The sequence below is a fragment of the Leifsonia sp. 1010 genome (assembly GCF_031455295.1).
Lineage (GTDB): Bacteria > Actinomycetota > Actinomycetes > Actinomycetales > Microbacteriaceae > Leifsonia.
In genome coordinates this window covers 2,166,321-2,185,102 of record NZ_JAVDSL010000001.1, presented here as the reverse complement: position 1 = coordinate 2,185,102, position 18,782 = coordinate 2,166,321, and the positions used below count along the sequence as shown (strand labels likewise).

The following is an 18,782-nucleotide window of genomic DNA, read 5'->3' as shown; positions in this document are numbered from 1 at the left end:
ACGGCTCAATGATAGCCGGGGCGCGGATGCCCAGACTGGGAGGACGATACTGGAGGGGATGGACGTCTACTTCTTCGACTGCGACAAGACGCTCTACGACTACGACTTCCACAAGCGGCTGCCGAAGCTCGCTGAGCTGGGAGGTGTGAGCCAGTACCGGCTCGCATCCAGCTGGTGGGCCGGCGGACACGAGCGCGCCGCCGAGATCGGCGAGTACTCCACCAGTGAGGAGTACCTCGAGGCGTTCGCCGACGTCACCGGCGCCCGGCTGACGCTCGCGCAGTGGCAGGAGGCGCGGAAAGCGGCCATGACGCCCATCCCCGGCGCCATCGCGGCGTTGCACGAGGCCGCGACGCTGGGAACGGTGTCGCTGCTCTCGAACAACCCCATCCCGTTCAAGGACTCGCTGCCGGTGCTGACCCCCGAGATCGTCGACGTGCTGCAGGACAACGACCTGGTCTCAGCTGTGCTGGGCGCACGGAAGCCCGAGCGACGGATCTACACCAGGGCGCTCGGGCGGTTCGGGGTGCGGCCGGAGGACGCCATCCTCTTCGACGACTCGATCGCCAACGTGGAGGGCGCCCGCGAGTGCGGCATGCACGCCTACCACTTCGCCAAACGCGAGGACGGCACCTTCGACACCGACGGCATGCTCGACGCCCTCCACGCCTTCGCCGCCCGCTGACCCGCTCCCCCTCTTCGCCTCCCCAAGCCAACAGCTCCTGAGTTTTTCGCCCCGCGCACGGCGTGTCGGGCGGAAAAACTCAGGAGCTGTTGGCTTGGAACGGTGGGAGCGGGGTCAGCGGCGGCCGGCGGAGCGGCGGAAGAGCCAGGCGGCCCAGACGTAGGCCGCGGCGACGATGAGAGCGCACCAGCCGAGCGCCCACCACAGGTCCGAGCCGGGGTCGCGGCCGAAGAGCAGGGCGCGGATCGTCTCGATGATCGGGGTGATCGGCTGGTTCTCCGCCACCCACCGCAGCCAGTCCGGCATCGTGTCCGTCGGCACGAACGCGCTCGACAGGTACGGCAGGAACAGCACGGCGAAGCCGTACCCGCTCGCCGCGGTCGGGCTCTTCGCCGCGAGGCCGATGGCGGCGAACAGCCAGGTGATCGCGAGGATGAACAGGGCGACGATCGCCAGCGCGCCGATCCACTGGGCGACATCGGCGGTCGGGCGGAAGCCCAGCAGCAGGGCGACGCCGATGACGACGCCGGTCGCCACCAGGTTGCGCAGAAGGCTCGCCACCACGTGGCCCGTCACGACGCCGCGGGACCGCAGCGGCATCGTCCGGAAGCGGTCGACGATGCCGTCGCTCATGTCGTTGGCCACATCCACCGCCGTGCTGGACGCCCCGAAACCGGCGCACAGCAGGATGATGCCGGGCACGACGTACTGGACGTAGTCCCCTGAGCGGTCGATGGCGCCGCCGAACACGAATGTGAACAGCAGCATGAGGATCACCGGAAGTGCGATGGCCATGGTGAGCGCGTCCACGTCACGGAGCGAGTGACGGACGCTGCGGCCCACGAAGACGAGGGTGCTGGTGAGGCGCGAGACCCGCCGCGCCGGGCGGACGGGGACGGTGAGAGCGGTCATCGGACGACCTCCTTCTCGGTCGAGGTTTTTTGGGGGACGTTCTGGGCGGACTGCCCGGTCAGGGCGAGGAAGGCGTCGTCGAGCGACGGCTTGCGGATGCCGATGGAGGCTCCGGGGACGCGGAGGGCGTCGAGCGTGTCGATCGCGTCGCGGAGGGCCTCGACGCTTCCGTCGGTCGGCACCTCGCGCACGATCTCGCCGTGAGCGTCGCGGAGCTCGACGACCTCGCCGCCGACGCGCGCCTTCAGCTCGGTAGCGGTGCCCTCCGCGACGATCGTGCCGTGGTCGAGGACCGCGATCCGGTCGGCCAGCTGGTCGGCCTCCTCGAGGTACTGCGTGGTGAGCAGGATGGTGGTTCCGCGGCGTGCCAGGTCTTGGATGATGTCCCACAGCGCCTGCCGGCTGCGGGTGTCGAGGCCGGTCGTCGGCTCGTCCAGGAAGATGACCGGCGGCGTCGCGACCAGGCTGAGCGCCAGGTCGAGGCGCCGTCGCATCCCGCCGGAGTAGGTCTTGACGCGCTTGCGTGCCGCCGAGGCCAGATCGAACGCGTCGATCAGCTCGCTGGCCCTGCGGCGCGACTCGGAGGCGGTGAAGCCGGAGAGGCGTGCCATCATCCGCAGGTTCTCCTCCCCGGTGAGCACGCCGTCGACCGCCGCGGACTGGCCGGTCACGCTGATGGCGCGCCGTACTTCCTCGGGCTCGGCGGCCACGTCATGGCCGGCGACCGTGACGCTTCCGGCGCCGGGCCGGACCAAGGTCGACAGGATAGTGATCAGCGTCGTCTTGCCCGCACCGTTCGGCCCGAGCAGCGCGAAGACGCTTCCCGACCGCACGCGCAGGTCGATGCCGTCGAGGACCGTCTGCTCCCCGAAGGACTTACGGAGGCCGATCACCTCGATCGCTGTTCCGTTCATCGGACTTTCCCTTCTGTATGCTGCCTAAACTGTTTATGCCATAAACAACTGTTTAAGTGATACACAGTCCTAGGATGAGTGTCAACACCGGATCGCGAAGATCCGGCGCGCGGCAGCAGAAGGGCGGGACCATGGCCGACGACGTCGAGGACGTCCTCCCCCGTGCCGTCGCGCTCAGTTGGGGCGTCGCGGAGCATCCCCAGCGCGGACCCAAGCGTGAGCTGAGTATCGAGCGCATCATCGACACGGCCATCGAGATCGCGGACGCCGACGGCCTCGGTGCCGTCTCCATGAGCCGCATCGCGGGCGACCTCGGCTTCACGACGATGTCGCTCTACCGCTACGTCACCAGCAAAGACGACGTGCTCGCTCTGATGCAGGATGCGGTCTGCGCCATCCCGATCCCGCCGGACGACGAGCTGGCGCGGCGCGGCGACACTGTCAGCCAGGAAGGCTCGCGCACGGACGGCTCGGATCACGACTGGCGTGCCGGTCTGCGGCGGTGGGCCATGGCGAGCATCGAGGTGATCCAGGCGCACCCGTGGTTCCCCGACATCCCGATCAGCGGCATCCCGCTGATGCCCAACAATCTGGCCGTGCTCGACTGGGGGCTCCGTGAGATGCGCGGCCTGCCCCTCACGGACGCCGAGAAGATGTCGACGGCGCTGCTGCTGTCGTCGTACGCGCGAGCGGTCGCCATCGTGGAGCGGGATGTGAGCCGCTCGCGCTCCGCGGACGCGCCACCCGCCCGCGGGGAGGCGTTCACCGCCGCGCTCGCCGAGCTGGTCACGCCCGAACGTTTCCCGGACCTGGCGCCGCTCGTGTCATCCGGTGCTTACGCGGACTCGGACGGCGCGGACGACCAGGACGACTTCGCGTTTGGCCTGGAGCGCATCCTCGACGGCATCGAGACTTACGTCGCCGCGCGGCGGAGCGGCGAGCCGGTGACCCCCTACGAGGAGCGACCGGAGCCGATCCCGCGCGACAAGGCGGTTCGCGAGGCGGCGAAGGCGCGCCGCGAGGCCGAGTCGCGGCTGCGCGAGGCCCGCAAGCACGAGCGCGAGGCAATCGCGCGCGCCCGCGAGCGCGCCGCCCGCTGACCCCGCATCTCGCGTCCTCCCGTCTCGCGTCTCCCGTCCCCGCCGTCGAGTCCGCAAACTTTGCACACGACGCGCGGCGCGAGTGTGCAAAATTCGTGGACTCGACGGTGGGCGGAACGGGTTAGATGTAGATGGCGGGGTCGATCCAGTCGTCGCCCGCGATCTGCTCGTGGCCCGAGCGGGGACGGGGATGCGCGGGCACGCCGACGAGCAGCGAGTCGGCCGGCGCATCCCGCGTGACGACGGCGTTCGCCCCGATCACCGAGCGCGCACCGATCGTGATCGCGCCGAGCACCTTCGCACCGGCGCCGACGATCACGCCGTCCTCCACCGTGGGATGCCGTTTGCCGTGCCCGCTCCCCCGGCCGCCCAGCGTGACGCCGTGATAGAGCATGACGTCGTCGCCGATCCATGTCGTCTCGCCGATGACGACGCCCATCCCGTGGTCGATGAAGAAGCGGCGGCCGATGCGCGCGCCCGGGTGGATCTCGATCCCGGTCAGGAAACGGGTGAACTGCGACAGCAGCCGCGCCGGCGTCCGGAGGCCGGACCGCCACAACCGGTGGGCGACGCGGTACGACCACACCGCGTGCAAGCCGGAGTACGCCGTGGCGACCTCGAACCCGTTACGGGCCGCAGGGTCGTGCCTGCGCGCGTTGCGGATGTCCTCGCGCGCTCGGAAGATCGGCACCCCGTTCAGTCCAGCAGGTCGGCCCAGAGCGGCGTGGAGATGTACCGCTCGCCGGTGTCGCACACGATCGCGACGATGGTCTTGCCCGCGTTCTCGGGACGCTTGGCGAGCTGCAGCGCCGCCCAGATGATGGCTCCCGACGAGATGCCGGCGAGGATGCCCTCCTCGCTGGCGAGCCGCTTCGCGATGTCCAGTGCGTCGTCGAACGAGACGTCGACGACCTCGTCGTACACCGTGGTGTCGAGGATCTCGGGCACGAAGTTCGCGCCCATCCCCTGGATCTTGTGCGGTCCGGGCTTCCCGCCGTTCAGGATGGGCGAGTCGAGCGGCTCGACGGCGACCACCTTCACGCCGGGCTTGCGCTCCTTGAGCACCTGACCGACGCCCGTGATCGTGCCGCCGGTGCCGACGCCCGCGACGAAGATGTCGACCTCGCCGGCGGTGTCCTCCCAGATCTCCTCCGCCGTGGTCGCACGGTGGATGGCCGGGTTGGCCTCGTTGGCGAACTGCCGAGCCCAGATGGCGTTGTCCGTCTTCGCGACGATGTCCTGCGCCGTCTCGACCGCTCCGCGCATCCCGTCGGGGCCCGGGGTGAGCACGATCTCGGCGCCGAACGCGCGCAGCAGCACCCGGCGCTCCTTGCTCATGGTCTCGGGCATCGCGAGGATGACCTTGTAGCCTCGCGCCGCACCGACCATGGCGAGCGCGATGCCGGTGTTGCCGCTGGTGGCCTCGACGATCGTGCCGCCGGGCGTCAGGGCTCCGGCTTTCTCTGCGGCATCGACGATCGCGACGCCGATGCGGTCCTTGACGCTGCCGGCCGGGTTGTAGAACTCGAGCTTGCCGAGAATCGTCGCGTCGACGCCCTCGGTCAGACGGTTGAGGCGGACGAGCGGCGTGCGGCCGACGGCCTCGGTGACGTTCTCGTAGATGTGACCTGACATGGGCCTGTTCCTCGTGCTCTCGTACGGTGGATGACGACAGGGGGATGCGTGATCGCGTCTCCACTCTAGACGGCGTGCCGCAGCCGCTAGGCTCTTCTGGCGATGACCCCCACCACCCCCGCTCCCGGCGCCTCCTCCGCCGCGTCCTCCGGCGCCGTCTCCGTCCGATCCGCGCGGGAGGATGCCGTGGCGGCGCTGGCGCGCGCGGGCGTCCCCGACCCGGAGGTCGACGCCGAACTCCTCATCGGGCACCTTCTCGGAGTCGGCCGCGGCCGAGTCCAGGCGCTCGTCGTGATGGATGCGGAGCTATCCTCCGCCGACGCCGAGACCCTGCGATCCCTCGTCGAACGCCGGGCGGCCCGCGAGCCGCTGCAGCACATCACGGGCCGCGCCCCGTTCCGCTCGCTCGAGCTGAACGTCGGGCCGGGTGTCTTCGTGCCGCGGCCCGAGACGGAGCAGGTGGCGCAGTTCGCGATCGACGCGCTCCGCGCCGTCCCCTCGCCGGAGCCCGTCGCGGTCGACCTCGGCACCGGGAGCGGTGCGATCGCGCTGGCCCTCGCGACGGAGGTGCCGCACGCACGCGTGTACGCGGTCGAGAACTCGCCGGAAGCGTTCATCTGGGCGCGCCGGAACATCGACGAGTTCGGTGCCACGAACCTGACGCCGGTGTTCATCGATCTCGCCGACGCGCTCCCGCAGCTCGACGGGACGGTGGACGTCGTCATCTCGAACCCGCCCTACGTGCCGGACGACGCCATCCCACGCGATCCCGAGGTCCGGCTGCACGATCCGCACGCCGCGCTCTACGGCGGTCCGGACGGGCTGGACGTGGTGCGCACGATCTCCCGGGTCGCCCAGCGTCTGCTCCACTCGGGCGGCACCCTCGTGCTCGAGCACGGCGAGCTGCAGGGCGCGGCGATCCGCGACCTGCTCACGGCCGACGGCTGGCGCGCCGCCGCGACGCACCGCGACCTCACGACCCGGGACCGCGCGACCACCGCCCTCCGCTGATCGCCAAGCCAACAGCTCCTGAGTTTTTCCGGCCTCCGACCGCGCGTCGGGCCGAAAAACTCAGGATCTGTTGGCTTGGGACCGGGGATCGGGGGGTTAGTCGGTGGCTAGGTCGGCCAGGCGCGATTCTTCGTCGGCCTGGATGTTCGACTCGATGACGGGGTCGAGGGCTCCGTTCATGACGGCGTCGAGGTTGTAGGCCTTGTAGCCGGTGCGGTGGTCCGCGATCCGGTTCTCCGGGAAGTTGTAGGTGCGGATGCGCTCCGAGCGGTCCATCGTGCGGATCTGGCCCTTGCGGAACTCCGCGGCCTCGGCGTCCGCCTCCTCCTGCTGACGAGCGAGCAGCCGGGCCCGCAGCACGCGCATGGCTGCCTCGCGGTTCTGCAGCTGGCTCTTCTCGTTCTGCATGGAGACGACGATGCCGGTCGGCACGTGCGTGATCCGCACGGCCGAGTCCGTCGTGTTGACCGACTGACCGCCGGGGCCGGACGACCGGAACACGTCGATCTTGAGGTCGTTCGGGTTGATCTCGACCTCCTCCGGCTCGTCCACCTCCGGGAACACCAGCACGCCCGCGGCGGACGTGTGGATGCGGCCCTGCGACTCGGTCGCCGGCACGCGCTGGACGCGGTGCACACCGCCCTCGTACTTCAGGTGCGCCCAGACGCCCTCGGCGGGATCGCTCGAACTGCCCTTGAACGCGACCTGGACATCCTTGATGCCGCCGAGGTCGCTGGAGGTCTGCTCGATGATCTCGGCCTTCCACCGCTTGGAGTCGGCGTAGTGCAGGTACATGCGCAGCAGGTCGCCGGCGAAGAGAGCGGACTCGGCGCCGCCCTCCCCCATCTTGATCTCCATGATCACGTCGCGGCTGTCGTTGGGGTCGCGCGGGATGAGCAGCCGGCGCAGCTTCTCGGCCGACTCGGCCACGCTCTGCTCGAGACCGGGGACCTCCTCGGCGAAGGCCGCGTCCTCCGTCGCCAGCTCCCGGGCGGCGTCGAGGTCGTCGGAGAGCTGCTTCCACTCGTTGTATGCAGCCACGATGCGGCTGAGCTCGGCGTAGCGCCGGTTGACGCGCTTCGAGCGGACCGGGTCGCTGTGCAGCTCCGGGTCCGAGAGCTGCTGCTGGAGGTCGTCGTGCTCGGCGATGAGGCTGTTCACCGATTCGAACATGGGTCTTCTTTCTGCGAGGGATGCGGCCGGGGAACGACGAAGCGCCCGCCCGCCGTGCACGGTGGCACGGCGGGCGGGCGCTGATCGCAGCTAGCGGTGGTCGTTCTCGTGGCCGTGCGAGTGCGCGTTGCCGTGGCCGTTGGTCGGCGCCGGCATCGACTTCTGCACCTGCATCAGGAACTCGACGTTGCTCGAGGTCTCCTTGAGGCGGCCGAGGACGATCTCGAGGGCCTGCTGCTGGTCGAGCCCGGCGAGGGCGCGGCGCAGCTTCCAGGTAATCTTGACCTCGTCCTGGCCCATGAGCATCTCCTCGCGGCGGGTGCCGGAGGCGTTCACGTCGACGGCCGGGAAGATGCGCTTGTCGGCCAGCTGGCGCGACAGGCGGAGCTCCATGTTTCCGGTGCCCTTGAACTCCTCGAAGATGACCTCGTCCATCTTGGACCCGGTCTCCACCAGCGCCGAGGCGAGGATGGTGAGCGAGCCGCCGTGCTCGATGTTGCGCGCGGCGCCGAAGAACCGCTTCGGCGGATACAGCGCCGAGGCGTCGACACCACCGGAGAGGATGCGGCCGGAGGCCGGCGCGGTCAGGTTGTACGCGCGGCCGAGGCGGGTGATCGAGTCGAGCAGCACGACGACGTCGTGGCCGAGCTCGACGAGGCGCTTCGCACGCTCGATGGCGAGCTCGGCGACCGTGGTGTGGTCCTCCGCGGGGCGGTCGAAGGTGGAGGCGATGACCTCGCCCTTCACCGTGCGCTGCATGTCGGTGACCTCTTCGGGACGCTCGTCCACCAGCACGACCATGAGGTGGACCTCAGGGTTGTTGGCGGTGATCGCGTTGGCGATCTGCTGCATCACGATGGTCTTGCCAGCCTTGGGCGGCGCGACGATCAGACCGCGCTGGCCCTTTCCGATCGGGGCGACCAGGTCGATGATCCGCTGGGTGACCTTGCTGGGCTCGGTCTCCAGGCGCAGGCGCTCCTGCGGGTACAGCGGGGTCAGCTTGCCGAACTCCACACGGGTGGCCGCCTCGTCCGGGGTCTGCCCGTTGATCGAGTCGACCTTGACCAGCGCGTTGTACTTCTGGCGGCTGTTGTTCTCGCCCTCGCGCGGCTGGCGGATGGCGCCGACGACGGCGTCGCCCTTGCGGAGGTTGTACTTCTTGACCTGGCCGAGCGAGACGTACACGTCGCTGGCGCCCGGGAGGTACCCGGTCGTCCGCACGAACGCGTAGTTGTCGAGCACGTCGAGGATGCCGGCGACGGGGATGAGGACGTCGTCGTCGGACAGCTCGGGCTCGAACTCGTCACCCGGGGCGCCGCCGCGGCGCTTGCGGTTGCGGTCGCGGTAGCGGCCGCGGTCGCCCTCGAGCTGCTGCTGGGCGTTCTGGCCGCGGTTCTGCTGGCCGTCGCCCTGCTGGCCGCCCTGCTGCAGGTCCTTCGGCTGGTTCTGGCCCTGCGCCTGGCCCTGCTCGTTCTGCTGGCCGTTGTTCTTGTTGCGGTTGCGGTTGCGGCGGTTGCGGCCCTGGCCCTGCTGCTCGCCGGCGTTGTCGCCCTGCTCGCCCTGCTGGTCGGCCTGCTGCGCGTCGGCCTGCTGGCCCTGCTCCGCCTGCGGCTGCTGCGCGTCGCGCTGCTGCGCGTCACGCTGCTGGCCGTCGCGCTGCTGGCCGTCGCGGTTCTGGTCGGCGCCCTGGTCGCCGTTCTGGCCGCCCTGGCCACGACCGCGGCGACGGCGTCCGCCGCCCTGGTTCTGCCCGTTGCCCTGCTCGTCCTGCGCACCCTGGCCGTTCTGGCCGCGCGCCTGCTCGCGGGAGGCGAGAGCCGAGTCGAGGAGCGCATCCACATCAGGGATCAGCGACTCGACACCGGTGGCGCCGGAGTTGACGTGCGATCCGGCGGCGACGCCGGAACCGCCGGCGGCACCGGCGATGCCCGTGCCGTCCGGGCTGGTCACGCGGCGCGAGCCGCGGCGGCGTCCGCCGGTCTGCTCGGCGGAGGCGTCCGCCTGCGGGAGCACGGGGTCGCCGACGGTGGGCTCGACGCGCTCGGCCCCTGCGGGCTCGGCGATGAGCGGCTCAGCGATGAGCGGCTCGGTGAGCACCTGGGAGGCGGCGGCCGGCTCGGCGGCCGGCTCCTCGGTCTCGGGAAGCTCGAGGGCGTCGGCCGGAGCGGAGGCCGCGCGCGCGGCGGCGATCGCCTCGACCAGCTCGCCCTTGCGGAGCCGGGTTGCGCCCTGGAGGCCGAGGCCGGCGGCGAGAGCCTGCAGCTCTGCCACCTTGAGGCCGGTCAGGTCGCTGGTGTCCACGCCCCCGGCGTGGAGTTCGACATCAGTCACGGAAGAGGATCCTTTCCCCCGGCGCGCCTTACGCGCCGTCTGAAGCTTCGTCACATGAACTGCCGGGAACGTGCTGCGTTCGGATCCGCGCTACGTCGCCGCCCGGGTTCTCCGGAAAGGGAGAGCCGGGAAGGCAGGCAGGAGTGACGGCATGATTGCTAGGAGATCACCCGGAAGCGGAATTCGCTCGTGACGCGGGTTCTTCACGGGTGCGACTGCAGTTTACCACCTCGCGGCGGGGCCGTCCGACGCTAGGCCGCTGGCGTGTCCGTCCGTGTCGTCGCCGCGTCGGCGGCGACACGGCTGACCGTCGCGCCCTTGAAGTCGACGGCGAGCATGAGCGGCTGCCAGCGGGTCTCGGCCGACTGCTCGACGAGGCGCGCGGCGGCCAGACGCTGGCTCGGGTCGCTCCCCAGCACGAGGATGGACGGGCCCGCGCCCGACACGACGGCGGCGAAGCCGTTCTCGCGCAGCAGCGTGATCAGCCGGTCTGTCTCGGGCATCGCCGAGGCGCGGTAGCTCTGGTGGAGCTTGTCCTCGGTGGCCGCGTGCAGCAGCTCGGGACTCTGGATGAGAGCCGCGACCAGCAGTGCGGAGCGGGAGACGTTGAAGACGGCGTCCTCGTGGGGCACCGACTGCGGCTGGAGGCTGCGGGCGAGCGCGGTGGACATGACCGTCTCGGGCACGAGCACGAGCGGCGAGACACCGCGGTGCACGATGAGCTTCTTGAAGCGCGGACCCTCCGGGGTCACCCACGCGATCGTCAGGCCGCCGAACAGGGCGGGCGCCACGTTGTCGGGGTGCCCCTCCATGTCGTTCGCGAGCGCCAGCAGCGTCTGGGCATCGAGGTCGACGACGCCCTCCAGCAGCCCCTTCGCGGCCATGATGCCGGAGACGATGGCGGCACCGGAGGAGCCCATCCCCCGCCCGTGCGGGATGCTGTTGCGCGCCCGCAGGTTCAGGCCGGGAAGCGGGATGCCGACGGCCTCGAAGGTGTGCGCGATCGCGCGGACGACGAGGTTGCTCTCGTCGGTCGCCACTTCTCCTTCGCCGACGCCGGTGACCTCGACGGTCGCACCGGGCTCGTCGCGGACGGAGACCTCGAGCTCGTCGTACAGCGCGAGCGCGAGGCCGAGCGTGTCGAACCCCGGTCCGAGGTTGGCGCTCGTCGCCGGGACCTTGACCGCGACGGTCCGGCCGCGGAGGTCGGGCGTGGTCACGCGGTCGCCTCTGCGGCGGAGGTCTGCCCGGCGGGCGACAGGCCGAGCACGTCGGCGATGGCGGTCGTGTCGACCGGGACGACGGTGGGCTGGACGTCGGAGCCGTCGGCCGTGCGGAGGGCCCACTGCGGGTCCTTCAGGCCGTGGCCGGTGACGGTGAGGACGACGGTCGCGCCGGCGGGGATCACACCGGCCTCCGAGCGCTCCAGGAGCCCGGCGACGCTGATCGCGGACGCCGGCTCGACGAAGATGCCGACCTCGGCCGAGAGGATGCGGTGCGCCTCGAGGATCTTGGCGTCGCTGATCGCTCCGAACCAGCCGTCGCTGTCGTCGCGGGCGTTCAGTGCGAGCTCCCACGACGCCGGGTTGCCGATGCGGATCGCGGTGGCGATCGTGTCGGGGTCCTTTACGGCGTGGCCGAGGACGATTGGCGCGCTCCCCGAGGCCTGGAAACCGAACATCCGGGGCAGCTTGGTGGACTCGCCACGCTGCAGCTCCTCGGTGTAGCCGCGGTGGTACGCGGTGTAGTTGCCGGCGTTGCCGACCGGGACCAGGTGGAAGTCCGGCGCGTCGCCCAGGGCCTCGACGACCTCGAAGGCGGCGGTCTTTTGCCCCTCGATGCGGTCCGGGTTCACGGAGTTGACCAGGTGCACCGGGTAGTTGGTGGCCAGCTCGCGCGCGATGTCGAGGCAGTCGTCGAAGTTGCCCTGCACCTGCAGCAGTTGCGCGTTGTGCGCGATGGCCTGACTGAGCTTGCCCATCGCGATCTTGCCTTCGGGCACGAGCACGACCGACTGGATGCCCGCGTGCGTCGCGTACGCCGCGGCCGACGCCGAGGTGTTGCCGGTGGAGGCGCAGATGACCGCCTTCGCACCATGCTCGACGGCCTTGGAGATCGCCATGGTCATGCCGCGGTCCTTGAAGGAACCGGTCGGGTTCATGCCCTCGAACTTCACGTACACGTCGGCGCCCGTCCGCGCGGACAGCGCGGGGGCCGGGATGAGCGGCGTGCCGCCCTCGCCCAGCGTGACGATCGGAGTGGCGTCGGAGATGTTCAGGCGGTCCGCGTACTCGCGGAGGACGCCGCGCCACTGACGACTGTAGGCCTTCGGCTGGGGCATTACGATCCTTCGACTCGGAGAACGGAAGAGATGGCGATCACGACGTCGCTCGCCGCGAGAGCCTCGACGGTGGCCGCGAGTGCGGCCTCCTCGGCTTCGTGGGTGCCGATCACCAGGGTAGCGGTGGCCGTCCCGCCGCCGTGAATCGGGCCGGCCGCGGCGGGTGCCGCTCCGGCGATCACGACGGGTCCGGTGATGCTCGGAACGGACTGCTGCACGGTCTCGACGCTGACGCCGCCGTCGCTCAGGATGCGCGCGACCGCGGCGAGGACGCCGGGCTGGTCCTCGACGTCGAGGGTGATCTGGTAGCGGGTGACGACGCGGCCGATGTCGAGCACCGGGAGGTCGGAGTGCGTCGATTCGGCGACGCCCGGTCCGCCCACCACGTGCCGGCGGGCGGCGGACACCACGTCGCCGAGCACGGCGGATGCGGTCTCGACGCCGCCGGCGCCCGCGCCGTAGAACATGAGGTCACCGGCCGCGGCCGACTGCACGAACACGGCGTTGTGCGCGCCGTGCACGGCCGCGAGCGGATGGTCGCGACTGATGAGCGCGGGATAGACGCGGGCCGAGACGCCCTCCTCCCCGGTCTCCGGGTCGGTCAGGCGCTCGCAGATCGCCAGCAGCTTGATGACCGCGCCGGCTTCGCGGGCCGCGTCCACCTGCGCCTTGGTGACGCTCGTGATGCCCTCGCGGTAGACGCGCTCCAGGGGAACGACGGTGTGGAACGCCAGACTCGCCAGGATGGCCGCCTTCTGCGCCGCGTCGTACCCGCCGATGTCGGCGGTCGGGTCGGCCTCGGCGTACCCGCGGTCGGTGGCCGTCGCCAGGGCGTCCTGCAGCGTCTCGCCGTTCACGTCCATCCGGTCGAGCACGAAGTTCGTGGTGCCGTTGACGATGCCGAGGATGCGGTTGATGCGGTCGCCCGCGAGGCTGTCGCGCAGCGGCCGGATGATCGGGATGGCGCCGGCGACGGCCGCCTCGTAGTAGAGCTGCGCACCGACCTGCTCGGCGGCGTCGAACAGTTCGGGGCCGTGCGTCGCCAGCAGCGCCTTGTTGGCCGTGATGACGTCGGCGCCGGAGTTCAGCGCCTCCAGCACGTAGCCGCGGGCCGGCTCGATGCCGCCCATCAGCTCCACGACGATGTCCGCGCCCAGGATGAGCGAGGAGGCGTCGGTGGTGAACAGCTCGCGCGGCAGGTCGGCGTCGCGCGGCGCATCCACGTCTCGGACGGCGATGCCGACGAGCTCGAGGCGCGCGCCGATGCGGGAGGCGAACTCGTCGCCCTGTTCGAGCAGGAGGCGGGCCACCTGCGATCCGACGGAGCCGGCCCCGAGCAGGGCGACACGGAGGTTGCGGTACTCGATCATGCCTGGCTGCGCTCCTTCGACGCGGAAACGGTGGATGCGGGCGCCGCGTAGCCGGTGTCGCGCGCGAGGAGGTCCTCGATGGTCTCGCCGCGGACGATCACCCGCGCCTCCCCGTCGCGCACCGCGACGACCGGCGGCCGCCCGAGGTGGTTGTAGTTGCTGGACAGCGGCCAGCAGTAGGCGCCCGTGGCGGGCACGGCCAGCAGGTCGTTGGGCCCGACGTCGCCGGGCAGGTACTCCGCGTCGACGACGATGTCGCCGCTCTCGCAGTGCTTGCCGGCGACGCGCACGAGGGCGGGAGCGGCCGGCGAGACGCGGTTCGCGATCCTGGCCGAGTAGTCCGCGCCGTAGAGCGCAGGGCGGGCGTTGTCGCTCATCCCGCCGTCGACGCTGACGTACCGGCGGACCGCGGTCTCGCCGTCGTCCTGGAACGCGACCGGCACATCCTTCGTCGTGCCGACGGTGTAGAGCGTGAGGCCGGCGGTCCCGATGATCGACCGGCCCGGCTCGAACGCGACGACCGGCGTCGGGATGTCGAGCTCCTCGCATCCCGCCGCCACCGTCTCCGCGATGCGCCGGGCGAGCTCGCCGATCGGCGCGGGGTCGTCGGCGGAGGTGTAGGCGATTCCGAAACCGCCGCCGAGGTTCAGCTCGGGCACGTCGCCGCCCGCGAGGAGCCGCTTGTGCAGCGTGAGCAGCCGGGCGGCCGACTCGGCGAAACCGTCGGCACCGAAGATCTGCGAGCCGATGTGGCAGTGCAGGCCGCGGAACGCGAGCGAGGCGTGCGACCGGATCAGCGCGACGGCCTCTGCCGCGTGCTCAAGGGCGATCCCGAACTTCTGGTCCTCGTGGGCGGTCGCGAGGAAGGCGTGGGTGTGCGCGTGCACGCCGCTGTTCACCCGCAGACGGACGCTCTGCCGCACGCCGTGGCGCTCGGCCGCGGCGGCGACGCGGCCGATCTCCTGCACACTGTCGATGATGATGGCGCCGATGCCGGCCTCGACCGCCTGGTCGATCTCGACGAGCGACTTGTTGTTGCCGTGGAAGCCGATCCGCTCGGGGTCGACCCCGGCGGCCAGCGCGACGGCCAGCTCGCCCCCGCTGCAGACGTCGATGTTGAGGCCGGCCTCCGACATCCACCGCGCCACCTCGATGCTGAGGAACGCCTTGCCGGCGTAGTAGACCTTCGCGGCGGTGCCGATCTCGGCGAACGCGCGGTCGAACGCCTCGCGCACCTCGACGGCGCGCGCCCGAGCGTCGTCCTCGTCGATCACATACAGCGGCGTGCCGAAGCGGGCGGCGAGCTCGCTCGCGGCGACACCGCCGACGATCAGCTCTCCTGAGCCGCGATCGACCGTGCGGGACCACAGGCCCGGGGCGAGCGCGTTCGCATCCGCGGGCACATGCAGCCACGGCGGGGCGAGCGGGTTGGACGCAGCGACAGAATCAGCCATAGGGAACCTCACGGGTGGCGACGAGTGGGGGTCTCCTAGGCGAGCGGACCCGGATTGGCCCCTGAAGCCGGTGGAGATGACAGCAGAAGTCTATCCAGGCCGCACGACACGCTCGGTGCGTGTTACGAACAGCTCCCCTTGCTGGCCATGAACTTCTGGTCGAGGACGAAGTCGCTCGCGGTCAGCTCGACGGTGGCGTGGCCAGGGGTCACCTGGATGTCGGACACCTCGACGCCGTCGGGGAGGTACTGCGCCGCGCACACCGGGAACGGGCCCTGCGAGGTGAGGGCCTGCAGCAGGCGGCTGAGGTTGACGTCGCCGGCCCCGGTCGTCAGGTTGGCCTTGTCCGGCTTCAGCAGCACCTGCTTGCCGGCCGCCTCGGGCGTCGCCGTCACGGTGTAGCCGACGGGGAGGCCGAGCAGGTCGATCTTCCCGTCGTAGCCGATCGTGCCGTCGCCGAGGGAGATGTCGCCGGTCGCGCCCGGGATCTTGACGAGCGTGTTGAGCGACTCCTGGCTGATGCGCAGGGTGCCGGTGGCGTCGGCGATCGGCTTCGAGAAGTCGGCAGGGACGCCGGTGGCGACGACGGTCGCGCTCAGCGGGGCCCCCTGCACGACGAGCTTCGGCGCATCCAGCTCGACCCGCTGGAACGAGCCGGACAGGTACTGCTGCAGCACGGAGAAGCCGCCGATGTGGGTCGTCACCTCTCCGCGGATGTCGGCCGGCAGGTTCTTCTCGATCTCGTCGGACACCCGCTGCTCGGCGTACGCGCGCGCGGCCGTGTCGACCACCACGAGCAGCACGACGATCACGACGACGGGGATGCCGATGGCGAGCAGGAGGCGGAGCCACCGTGGCCGCCGGCGGCGCGGTGCTGCGGCCTGGGGCTCGGGAATCACCTGGGTGGTGTTGTCGCTCATCCGGTCGTCATCCGTTCGCTACATGCGGTCCGGCGCGGAGACCCCGAGCAGGCCGAGGCCGTTGCGGATCACCTGGCCGGTCGCGTCGTTCAACCAGAGGCGGGTGCGGTGCAGGTCGGTCACCGGCTCCTCGCCGTGCGGGAGCACGCGCGTCGAGCCGTCGCGGACGGCGTACCAGGCGTGGTAGAGGCCGGCGAGCTCTTCGATGTAGCGGGCGACGCGGTGCGGCTCGCGCAGCTCGGCCGCCTGGGCGACCACGCGCGGGAACTCCTGCAGACCGCCCAGCAGCGCCGACTCGGTCTCGTGCGTGAGCAGCTCCGGCGCGAAGACGCTGCGGTCGACTCCGGCCTTCTCGGCGTTCGCCGCCACCGAGCGGGTGCGCGCGTGGGCGTACTGCACGTAGTAGACGGGGTTCTCGTTGCTGCGCTTGGTCAGCAGGTCGAGGTCGATGTCGAGCTGCGAGTCGGTCGAGGAGCGCACCAGGGCGTAGCGCGCGGCGTCGACGCCCACCGCATCCACCAGGTCGTCGAGCGTCACGATGGTGCCCGCGCGCTTGGACATGCGGACGGGTTCGCCGTCCTTCACCAGGTTGACCATCTGGCCGATGAGGATCTGCAGGTTCTCGTTCGGCTTGTCGCCGAACGCCTCGACCATCGCCATCATGCGGCCGATGTAGCCGTGGTGGTCGGCGCCCAGCATGATGATGTTCTGCTCGAAGCCGCGCTCGCGCTTGTCGAGGTAGTAGCCGAGGTCGCCGGAGATGTAGGCGGGCTCGCCGTTGGAGCGGATGATGACGCGATCGCGGTCGTCGCCGAACGTCGTGGTGCGCAGCCAGATGGCGCCGTCGGCCTCGAAGATGTGGCCCTGCTCGCGCAGTCGCGCGATGGCACGGTCGACCGCGCCGGACTCGTGCAGGGAGTCTTCGTGGAAGTAGACGTCGAAGTCGACGCCGAACGAGTGCAGGCGGTCCTTGATCTCCTGGAACATCAGCTGGGTGCCCGCCGAGCGGAACACCTCCTGCTGCTGCTCGCGCGGAAGGGCGGCGAGGTCGCCGTCGAATCCCTGCACGACACGCTCGGCGATCTCGCCGATGTAACCGCCGCCGTAGCCGTCCTCCGGCGTGGGCTCACCGAGGTACGCGGCGAGCAGGCTGCGCGCGAACCGGTCGATCTGCGATCCGTGGTCGTTGAAGTAGTACTCGCGGGTCACGTCGGCGCCCTCGGCCTGCAGGATGCGGGCCAGGCTGTCGCCGACGGCCGCCCAGCGCGCGCCGCCCATGTGGACGGGGCCGGTCGGGTTGGCCGAGACGAACTCCAGGTTCACGGTCAGGCCGTCGTACACGTCGCCGCGACCGTACGCGTCGCCGGCCTCGACGATGGTCTTCGCCAGCTGCCCGGCGGCCGCGGCCTCCAGGCGGAAGTTGATGAAACCGGGTCCGGCGACCTCGGCGGACGCGACGCCGTCGATGCCGGCGGCGGCCGCGGCGATCTGCTCGGCGAGCTCGCGCGGGTTCGCGCCGACCTTCTTCGCGAGGCGCATCGCCACGTTCGACGCCCAGTCGCCGTGGTCGCGGTTCTTCGGGCGCTCTAGAGGCACGTCGTCGACCGTGAGAGCGAGCTCGGGGATGTCCGCGCCGGCCGCTCGTCGCTGCTCGACCACCGTCGTCACGATGTCGAGGAGGGCGGCGGAGAGGTCAGCGGGAGTCATGAGGATCGATTCTACCGGGCGGCCGTGGGGCCCGGCGTCGGCGGGCCACGGCGGGCCGTCGGGTTCGCGGCGCGCGAATTGATAGGGTCATCGCGACGCGCGCTCCCGCACGGCGTGCCGAACAGAGAGACGAAGAGCCGAATGCCCTCATCCACCCGCCGTTTCGCCCTTCTGACCGCAACCGTCGCGGCAGGACTCCTCGCATCCGCCGCGCTCGCCGGCTGCACGCCGACGCCCACGCCGTCGAAGACGCCGACCGCCTCCGCGTCGGCCACCAAGACGCCGACGGCGACTCCCGTGCCGGTGGTGACGCCGACCGCTCCCCCGACGCCCGTCGGCATCACCTGCGACCAGGTGCTCACCGCGGACCAGCTCTACGCGTTCAACCCGAATTACGGACCGGATCCGGACTACGCGGCCAAGGACGGCACCCTCGAGAAGAAGATCGTCGACTGGCAGGGCGTCTCGTGCGCCTGGAAGAACCAGACCTCCGGCGACGTCGTGCAGATCGCCGTCGCGAAGCCGCCGTCGGATGCGCTCGAGAGCCTGAAGAACGCGGCGATCACCGACGCGAAGCCGGTTCCGACCTACGGCGTTCCGCCCGAGGTCGAGGGCTACTTCAAGGCTGGCAGCAGCGGGCAGGTGCAGATCTTCCGCGGCCCGTACTGGATCGTGTCCGAGTCGGGCGCGTTCTTCGAGCCGGGCGACGCGGCGCCGCTGATGGAGAGCGTGCTGGGGAACATCCCCGCCTCCTGAGCCGGCAGCCGTCCTCGCGAGCACCCGCCGGCCCCGCCGATTTCACGGTGGTGGCCGACGGGATGCTAGCCTGGAGAACACCCTGGCCCCCATAGCTCAGGGGATAGAGCGTCTGCCTCCGGAGCAGAAGGCCGTAGGTTCAAATCCTACTGGGGGCACCATCCACTCCTTCGGCATCGAGCCCGCTCCTAGACGGCGTCCAAGTCGGTCTCGAGCAGTTCCACGAGCTCGTCGAGGGCTCCCTCAGCGCCCGGTGCGTCCGAGCGCAGGGTGACGACCGTCCCCTTGCTCGCGGCGAGGCCCATGAGCGAGAGGATGCTGCGCGCATCCAGCTCTGGTCCGTCGCCGACGGCGATCGTGACCGGGATGGCCTTCTCCTGCACCGACTGGACGAACAGCTTGGCGGGTCGGGCATGGAGTCCCGAGGAGCTGGCGATGGTGGCGTGACGTTCGATCATGGGATGGGTCCTTGC

The 18,782-nt window shown here is 70.6% G+C and carries 17 protein-coding genes and 1 tRNA gene; 5 read left to right on the top strand and 13 right to left on the bottom strand.

Features of this window, described 5'->3' with window-relative positions:
* Positions 1-58: 58 nt before the first annotated feature.
* The gene (locus J2Y42_RS10565) at positions 59-685 is read left to right on the top strand and encodes an HAD family phosphatase (protein WP_309857889.1); all 627 of its coding nucleotides are present in this window, start codon (positions 59-61) and stop codon (positions 683-685) included.
* A gap of 114 nt (positions 686-799) precedes the next feature.
* On the opposite strand, the gene J2Y42_RS10560 is transcribed toward J2Y42_RS10565, so the two are convergent.
* Both J2Y42_RS10560 and J2Y42_RS10555 read right to left on the bottom strand, forming a co-directional pair.
* On the bottom strand, positions 800-1,597 hold the full coding sequence (locus J2Y42_RS10560; RefSeq protein ID WP_309857887.1) for an ABC transporter permease: 798 nt from the start codon (positions 1,595-1,597) through the stop codon (positions 800-802).
* Positions 1,594-2,511 carry an ATP-binding cassette domain-containing protein gene (locus J2Y42_RS10555; RefSeq protein WP_309857882.1) on the bottom strand — a complete coding sequence of 306 codons (918 nt, stop codon included), beginning with the start codon at positions 2,509-2,511 and terminating at the stop codon, positions 1,594-1,596. The genes J2Y42_RS10560 and J2Y42_RS10555 overlap by 4 nt, the downstream gene beginning before the upstream one ends.
* 131 nt (positions 2,512-2,642) lie before the next feature.
* Here J2Y42_RS10555 and J2Y42_RS10550 point away from each other — a divergent pair, with 131 nt between their 5' ends.
* Complete coding sequence (locus tag J2Y42_RS10550) at positions 2,643-3,611, top strand: TetR/AcrR family transcriptional regulator (RefSeq protein ID WP_309857879.1); 969 nt, start codon at positions 2,643-2,645, stop codon at positions 3,609-3,611.
* Between the two features lie 121 nt (positions 3,612-3,732).
* Here the strand turns inward: J2Y42_RS10550 and epsC are convergent, their stop codons facing one another.
* Positions 3,733-4,302 carry a serine O-acetyltransferase EpsC gene (gene epsC / locus J2Y42_RS10545; RefSeq protein WP_309857876.1) on the bottom strand — a complete coding sequence of 190 codons (570 nt, stop codon included), beginning with the start codon at positions 4,300-4,302 and terminating at the stop codon, positions 3,733-3,735.
* Between the two features lie 5 nt (positions 4,303-4,307).
* Positions 4,308-5,246 (bottom strand): cysteine synthase A, encoded by a 939-nt coding sequence (gene cysK / locus J2Y42_RS10540; protein WP_309857873.1) that lies wholly within the window; start codon positions 5,244-5,246, stop codon positions 4,308-4,310.
* 102 nt (positions 5,247-5,348) lie between these two features.
* Between cysK and prmC the strand changes: the two genes are divergently transcribed.
* Positions 5,349-6,257 carry a peptide chain release factor N(5)-glutamine methyltransferase gene (gene prmC, locus J2Y42_RS10535; RefSeq protein WP_309857870.1) on the top strand — a complete coding sequence of 303 codons (909 nt, stop codon included), beginning with the start codon at positions 5,349-5,351 and terminating at the stop codon, positions 6,255-6,257.
* Between the two features lie 96 nt (positions 6,258-6,353).
* Here the strand turns inward: prmC and prfA are convergent, their stop codons facing one another.
* The 8 genes from prfA to argS all read right to left on the bottom strand — a co-directional run bounded on the left by prfA (position 6,354) and on the right by argS (position 17,553).
* A complete protein-coding gene (gene prfA / locus J2Y42_RS10530) occupies positions 6,354-7,430 on the bottom strand; it encodes a peptide chain release factor 1 (RefSeq protein ID WP_309857867.1) in 1,077 nt (358 codons plus the stop codon).
* A 90-nt stretch (positions 7,431-7,520) separates the two neighbouring features.
* Positions 7,521-9,761 carry a transcription termination factor Rho gene (gene rho / locus J2Y42_RS10525; protein WP_309857865.1) on the bottom strand — a complete coding sequence of 747 codons (2,241 nt, stop codon included), beginning with the start codon at positions 9,759-9,761 and terminating at the stop codon, positions 7,521-7,523.
* Between the two features lie 251 nt (positions 9,762-10,012).
* Entirely contained in the window at positions 10,013-10,981 is a 969-nt protein-coding gene (thrB, locus tag J2Y42_RS10520; protein ID WP_309857862.1) for a homoserine kinase, read from the bottom strand.
* Positions 10,978-12,102 carry a threonine synthase gene (thrC, locus tag J2Y42_RS10515; RefSeq protein ID WP_309857859.1) on the bottom strand — a complete coding sequence of 375 codons (1,125 nt, stop codon included), beginning with the start codon at positions 12,100-12,102 and terminating at the stop codon, positions 10,978-10,980. Before thrC ends, thrB begins: the two co-directional genes overlap by 4 nt.
* On the bottom strand, positions 12,102-13,472 hold the full coding sequence (locus tag J2Y42_RS10510; RefSeq protein ID WP_309857857.1) for a homoserine dehydrogenase: 1,371 nt from the start codon (positions 13,470-13,472) through the stop codon (positions 12,102-12,104). The genes thrC and J2Y42_RS10510 overlap by 1 nt, the downstream gene beginning before the upstream one ends.
* Complete coding sequence (gene lysA / locus J2Y42_RS10505; RefSeq protein ID WP_309857855.1) at positions 13,469-14,926, bottom strand: diaminopimelate decarboxylase; 1,458 nt, start codon at positions 14,924-14,926, stop codon at positions 13,469-13,471. The genes J2Y42_RS10510 and lysA overlap by 4 nt, the downstream gene beginning before the upstream one ends.
* Before the next feature lie 122 nt (positions 14,927-15,048).
* Complete coding sequence (locus J2Y42_RS10500) at positions 15,049-15,846, bottom strand: DUF2993 domain-containing protein (RefSeq protein WP_309857852.1); 798 nt, start codon at positions 15,844-15,846, stop codon at positions 15,049-15,051.
* A gap of 18 nt (positions 15,847-15,864) precedes the next feature.
* Positions 15,865-17,553 (bottom strand): arginine--tRNA ligase, encoded by a 1,689-nt coding sequence (argS, locus tag J2Y42_RS10495; RefSeq protein ID WP_309857849.1) that lies wholly within the window; start codon positions 17,551-17,553, stop codon positions 15,865-15,867.
* Positions 17,554-17,694: 141 nt separating this feature from the next.
* On the opposite strand from argS, the gene J2Y42_RS10490 reads away from it, so the two are divergent.
* Both J2Y42_RS10490 and J2Y42_RS10485 read left to right on the top strand, forming a co-directional pair.
* The gene (locus tag J2Y42_RS10490) at positions 17,695-18,309 is read left to right on the top strand and encodes an iron ABC transporter ATP-binding protein (RefSeq protein ID WP_309857847.1); all 615 of its coding nucleotides are present in this window, start codon (positions 17,695-17,697) and stop codon (positions 18,307-18,309) included.
* 85 nt (positions 18,310-18,394) lie between these two features.
* Positions 18,395-18,470, top strand: a tRNA-Arg gene (locus J2Y42_RS10485).
* A 27-nt stretch (positions 18,471-18,497) separates the two neighbouring features.
* Here J2Y42_RS10485 and J2Y42_RS10480 read toward each other — a convergent pair.
* Positions 18,498-18,767, bottom strand: coding sequence for an HPr family phosphocarrier protein (locus J2Y42_RS10480; protein WP_309857845.1), 270 nt, complete (start codon positions 18,765-18,767; stop codon positions 18,498-18,500).
* Positions 18,768-18,782 lie beyond the last annotated feature (15 nt).